This is a genomic window from Propionispira arboris, from assembly GCF_900109225.1.
GTDB lineage: Bacteria > Bacillota > Negativicutes > Selenomonadales > Selenomonadaceae > Propionispira > Propionispira arboris.
Window position 1 is genome coordinate 1 of sequence record NZ_FNZK01000036.1, and the last position, 5,641, is coordinate 5,641.

Annotated in this window: 3 protein-coding genes and 1 rRNA gene; 2 read left to right on the forward strand and 2 right to left on the reverse strand. The window is 36.0% G+C overall.

Features of this window, described 5'->3' with window-relative positions; genetic code table 11:
* Positions 1-92 (forward strand): 5S ribosomal RNA (rrf, locus tag BMY14_RS20205); the annotation flags it as partial.
* A gap of 254 nt (positions 93-346) precedes the next feature.
* On the opposite strand, the gene BMY14_RS20210 is transcribed toward rrf, so the two are convergent.
* Positions 347-2,359 carry a cellulase family glycosylhydrolase gene (locus tag BMY14_RS20210; protein ID WP_091836013.1) on the reverse strand — a complete coding sequence of 671 codons (2,013 nt, stop codon included), beginning with the start codon at positions 2,357-2,359 and terminating at the stop codon, positions 347-349.
* A 443-nt stretch (positions 2,360-2,802) separates the two neighbouring features.
* Here BMY14_RS20210 and BMY14_RS20215 point away from each other — a divergent pair, with 443 nt between their 5' ends.
* Positions 2,803-4,149: an S-layer homology domain-containing protein gene (locus BMY14_RS20215; protein WP_091836016.1), complete on the forward strand. Its 1,347-nt coding sequence runs from the start codon at positions 2,803-2,805 to the stop codon at positions 4,147-4,149.
* 189 nt (positions 4,150-4,338) lie between these two features.
* Here BMY14_RS20215 and BMY14_RS20220 read toward each other — a convergent pair whose 3' ends face one another.
* Complete coding sequence (locus BMY14_RS20220) at positions 4,339-5,052, reverse strand: GntR family transcriptional regulator (protein ID WP_019552952.1); 714 nt, start codon at positions 5,050-5,052, stop codon at positions 4,339-4,341.
* Positions 5,053-5,641 lie beyond the last annotated feature (589 nt).

The window sequence follows — 5,641 nt, forward strand, 5'->3', positions numbered from 1 at the left end:
CACCTGTTCCCATACCGAACACAGTAGTTAAGCACTTGAACGTCGAAAGTACTTGGGTGGAAACGCCCTGGGAGGATAGAAAACTGCCAGTTAAACAAAAAGCACTCATGTATATGGGTGCTTTTTTCGTATGGGGAAATAGGAAGATATCTTATAAGTTGCATTAAATATTTATATGGCAATCGTCAGGAATGATGCCCTATATCCTTTTCATGGCAGACTGGATAGCTATAATTTCCAAAGCATTATATATTCATTGTAATACGTTTTATGAATTGCACATAAGAAAAAGCAGGGAATCGTTTCCCTGCTTTTTCTATAGAACATGTGTCTAGATAGCGGTTAATTAATCTACTTCTTTAAGCAATTCAATATTATCAAAATAGATTGGACCTTCATATTTAAACATGTTTGCAACCAGATCAATATCAAGTTCATTCTTATCTTTTGATTGTCCATTAAACATATTCGTAACTTGTAATTTTACGTATTCTTTTCCGTTGAATGTAACAGTCGGTAATTGACCGATATAAGCATTGTTTTGATCTACACCACATTTTACCCAGCCTGGTGTAACAACGACATATGGTCTTAGCTGAGCATGGGCTGGTAAGCCTTCTTTGGGAATATAAATGTCATACTTACAGCCGGCATAAGGGGTTAAATCTATACCTTTAAGAGCTATTCTAAGTTCTTCCCAATCTGAAATTCCCGGGAATTTAACATCGAGTTGTAACGAACCATTTCCCACTTCTTTCGTGTATTTTACATCTTTAATTTCTGCTTGATATATGCCATTTTGATCCCATCCATCTAGTCCTTTGTTGAAATCAAATACTTTTTCACTAACCAATTTTCCTTGTTTGTTTCTAATATTGATTATATCTGATGTAGTTGCTGAGGTTCCATCCTTAAATTGAACTACAGCTGAAATAGGCATTTTACCATTTTCTTCTTTTGATACATCAAGATCATACCTATAGTTGCCAGCATTTGCTTTCATTATAATATTTTTATTTTTTGGTGTTGAAAGCAATACGTTACTTATTTCTTTACCGTATGGTATGACTTTAACTTCTACTAAAGCTAAATCTTTGATTCTTTCATTTTTGCTTGGTGCCGTAATGTAAATATGTGGAGTTCTTGTTACTTTTTCACCATTCATTAACTTTGCATTTTCTTCGAAAATTTTAACGCTTGCCGCGTTTTCTTTTTTATTATATACGATTCTAAGACTATCGTTATCAGGATAAAGTCCATCTGCATCTGGCTTTAAATCATCAATACCGGTTAAAAGCCAAAACATACTACCACTATAACCAAGTTCATATGCTAAATTATTCCAAGTTTCATAAGCATAGTCACGATTCGTCACACTTGTTTTTAATATGCCATATTCTTCAAATACAACTGGTTTATTAGCTGTTTTAGCTAAATCAGCATGAACTTTTAACCAAGTACAACCTGCGTTTACACCATCTTTCCACGGATCACCCCAATAATCGGGATATAAATGTACCGTACCATAGTCAATTGTAGGTAAGGCAATCACTTGACTCCAGTCAAGCCCTTTTGAACCATTATATTCGAGGATTGTACTTTTAAGATCTTTAATAAATCCTTCTTCACCCAAGGCTACAAGATGTTTCGCATCAACCGATTTAACATATTCACTCATTTCTTTTGTCCAATTAAAAAGTGTTTTCCCGGACGGGTCGGATTCACAACGAGCTTCATTTGTTAATTCCCATGTCATGATCGTAGGGTCATCCATATACTTTACACCAGTATAGGTATTCACTCTATTTAGCATGTGATTTACGTAAGCTTTATAAGCACTTTTAATGGTTTCATTCGTATAAAACCTGTCATGTCTATTTGGGCCTTTTGTCCAGTTCACATAAGCATTCATACCACCAAAGTCATCCCAATTATTTACTAAAACTATAACTAATTTTATGCCTTTTTCATTCGCTTTTTTAATAGCATAGTCTAAGCGTTCAAAGCCACTTTCTGCGTATTCACCGATGCGGGGTTGCATTTCTATTTTTGGTTCGCTTGTTTTCCCTTCGCCAGTACCGTCAATAAATCCCCAGCAGCGCATCACTTTTAAGCCCATTTTACTAGCATTATCCATTACATCATCAATCATTTTATTAGAACGATAATGAAAATAGTAATTATTTGAACCAGAAAATCTAAATTCTTTACCATTTAACATGAGTTTATCACCTTGGCGAGTCACAAAATTACGATTTTGTTCCTTACTATCATTGGCTAAAGCAACAGGGGTAACTGTTATGATTGAAAATAAACATAAGGCTAACATAATAAAAGAAACAGAAAAAAATCTTTTCATAATACAAGTCTCCTTTTCATTTGAATTATCATTGAATCATTTTCGATACTGCTTGCCTTATAAGAAAGCAACATTCATTTACGTTTATATCTTAGAAAGGTCTTTCGATAAACATCTCCTTTAAATTTTCTTTTTTCTAAATAATTGGTGCATTCTTTTTCATTTTTAATTATAGAATTAAGTATACTCTTTGTCAATTAAAGTTATGTCTTTTATGAAGATTATTTATATGAAATACGCTTTTATACTACTAATAATGGCGGTAGTTCTTTAATAAGCCAGTTGTTATACAACATATCTTTAAAATAGAGACGGCATATTTTTTATATATTAAAAGTTATATCTTTTATTGACAATATAATTCTTTTATTGTATTATCGTATTTAAATAAAACTTCATTTTTTTAAGTTTTATTTAAAAAGTAAGGGGAGAGAGGAAGAATTATGAAAAACAAAAAGAAGGTTATTTTATCGGTCTTATCTACACTCATTATCAGCACCAGTGCAGCATCAGCAGCCGCTGCTAATCAGTTATACTCTGATGTAGCACAGGATAACTGGGCGGTAGCCGCTGTCACCAAACTAACGAATGACGGTATTGTCACAGGCTATGGCGATGGCACGTTCCGCGGTGATCGCGCGATCACCCGCTATGAAATGGCGCAAATGATTGCCAGCGCTCGCACACATTCTGAAAAAGCCAGCGAAGCGGACAAGGCTCTGATCCAGCGTCTGTCTAATGAATTTTCCGATGAGTTGAATTCTCTTGGCATCCGTATGCAGAATGTTGAAAAGAAGACCGACAACGTAAAAGTAAGCGGTATTTTTGCCAACAAGGCCATGAAAGGCATTACAGGCGGCAATACTTGGTGGGAAAAAGAACTGTTTTTGAACGTCGATGGCGATGTCGGCGATGGCTGGAAACTCCACGGCGGTCTTGATTGGAAATGGGGAACCAACACTAAGGGCTGGAATGGAGAAGAATCCTTCTCTGATCTTTATGGCACCTCGAATAAAGAGGTTAATGCCATGATTTACCAACTATATGCCCAGGGTCCGGTCGGCAAAGGTCTCACCACCACGGTTGGTCTATTCACACCTAGTCTGCAGGAAGGTGTTGTTGGCAATGCCCGCACCAAAGGTGTTGAGCTTGACTACAATATTGGCAAAAATACCCTTCGTGCCTATACCGGCAAAGTGTATGAAAAGAATGGTGATCTGTCCTCGCCATGGTCGGATGGTTTCATCCGTAATGGCAATCGTTATGATTTTTATAATGATGGAAGCACGCGAGATGATACGACACTTCGTGTCAATGGTTTTTCTGCAGAACATGTTTTCACGCCTAAAACTGCTGCCGGAATTGGCTACTACAGATTGAAGTCCCCAAATGCTTATGACAGCAGACTGGGTATTGTCGCGCTCAATGCCCGTCAGAAATTGGACGATAATCTCGATCTCGTGGGATTCTATTCTCACGGTAACCAGGGGCATCAGGATAATGCTTATGACATCAAGTTCGTCTACAATGGTAGTCCATGGGGAAGCAACAAATGGGGTTCATCCATCGGCTATCGTTATCTTGGTGCTGATGCCCTGATTCTGTCCAGTGTGGTTACCGGCAGCGAAAAGCCAGGCAGCAAGGGGATGGAGGCCAGCGTTTGGTACCACTTCACAAAAAACATTCAGATGCAGAACTATTTCTTCTTTGGTAAGGCAATTGACGCTGACTATGCCGGAAGTCATCCCAATCATACAGCGTTCTTCTCAAATTTCATCTTCGCTTTCTAATTACAAGTTTGATTTCTCAAAATAAATTATTGAATTGCACTACTATGATGAAGATCATTCTAGAGTCTTTACTTCGAATTATTTTCTTTTTTTATATGAATTACATAAAAAAACAGTCATTGAGGAAATATAGACACTCAATGACTGTTTTTTTATGATATTTTTGATAAAAAATTATACAGAGATGAATTACGCTCTGATACTTAAAGTTTTAAAAATAATTTTATCACTACGATGTCGAGAAATAGAATGTTCAAAGGCACGACCATCATCCAAATAAGCAACTTGCTCCACTTCCAACACTGGGAAATTAGTATCTACTTTTAAATATTCTTGTTCGATCTCATTTGGCCACATTGCTCGTATTGCACGATGCGCAGACTGAATCTTTAATTTTAATCTACTTTGAATATAATGATAAATAGAATCCAATAGAACATCATGCTTTAGACCTGGGATGATATCTAATGGCATCTGCGTATATTCTACAACAAACGGTTCTGTATCCGCATAGCGGGCACGAATAATATCATAGATAAAGCTATCTATATCTATTTGTAATTTATCAGCAACATCAGCGGATGGATGGACGATTTCAAATCGAATAATATTTGATTTGATACTTTTTCCTTGATTGGCTTCGGTAAACCCTGTAAATTGTTGTACTAGGCTAAGTTCTTGTACTGTCGCATCATTGACGGATTTTACAAAAGTTCCGGCACCACGCCGCTTGATTACAAGTCCGGCCGTAACTAATTCATCGACGGCTTTTTTTATTGTAATGCGGCTTACATTATATATTAAGCACATTTCCTTTTCTTGAGGAAGCTGCTCGGATGGCAAATAAAGTTTATTTAATATTTTACGGCGTAAGTCTTTGGCAATTTCTTGATATTTAACCATAATTGCATTTCCTCCTTTCACGCTATACCCTTTGTGCAAAAATATATAGTGAATTTTTTTTATAGACTCTATAAATGTTGATGCATCTCGAATATTTTAGAATAGAATAATTGTAGTGAGCGTTTCATTTTTCTCTAGAATTATATACAAGAATAGTGTATTTGTCAATAAAAGACATATCTTTTACTGATAAAGAAAAATTGGTTTTCTATATACAATTTTTATTGAATTATAGTATACAAGACAAGATAGAGTTCATTGCATTGTTTATGGCATAATGAAATAGGACAAAGTTGCAAATAAAAATCCCCACTTATGCAAAACAGAATTCCTCAAAAATGCAAAAAGCCATTGCGAACAAGAACCAAATAACCTACCCTTATTAGGTGACAAAACACTAACGGGGGAGGACTGGAGGATGCTCACAATGACCCAAATTGATTATATCAGAAAAGCGTTCTTTGAGGAAGGTCTCAATATTTCACAAATTGCAAAAACCTTTTCTTGTGATCGCAAAACGGTGCGCAAGTATTTGGCAATCGAAGATTTCAATCAACCATTCCCTAAAGCAAAACGCGTAACCGAACAA

What these genes read in the sequence shown, in the direction of transcription:
- BMY14_RS20210 (WP_091836013.1), bottom strand. Translation starts at nt 2,359, where the DNA reads ATGAAAAGATTTTTTTCTGTTTCTTTTATTATGTTAGCCTTATGTTTA.
- BMY14_RS20215 (WP_091836016.1), top strand. Translation starts at nt 2,803, where the DNA reads ATGAAAAACAAAAAGAAGGTTATTTTATCGGTCTTATCTACACTCATT.
- BMY14_RS20220 (WP_019552952.1), bottom strand. Translation starts at nt 5,052, where the DNA reads ATGGTTAAATATCAAGAAATTGCCAAAGACTTACGCCGTAAAATATTA.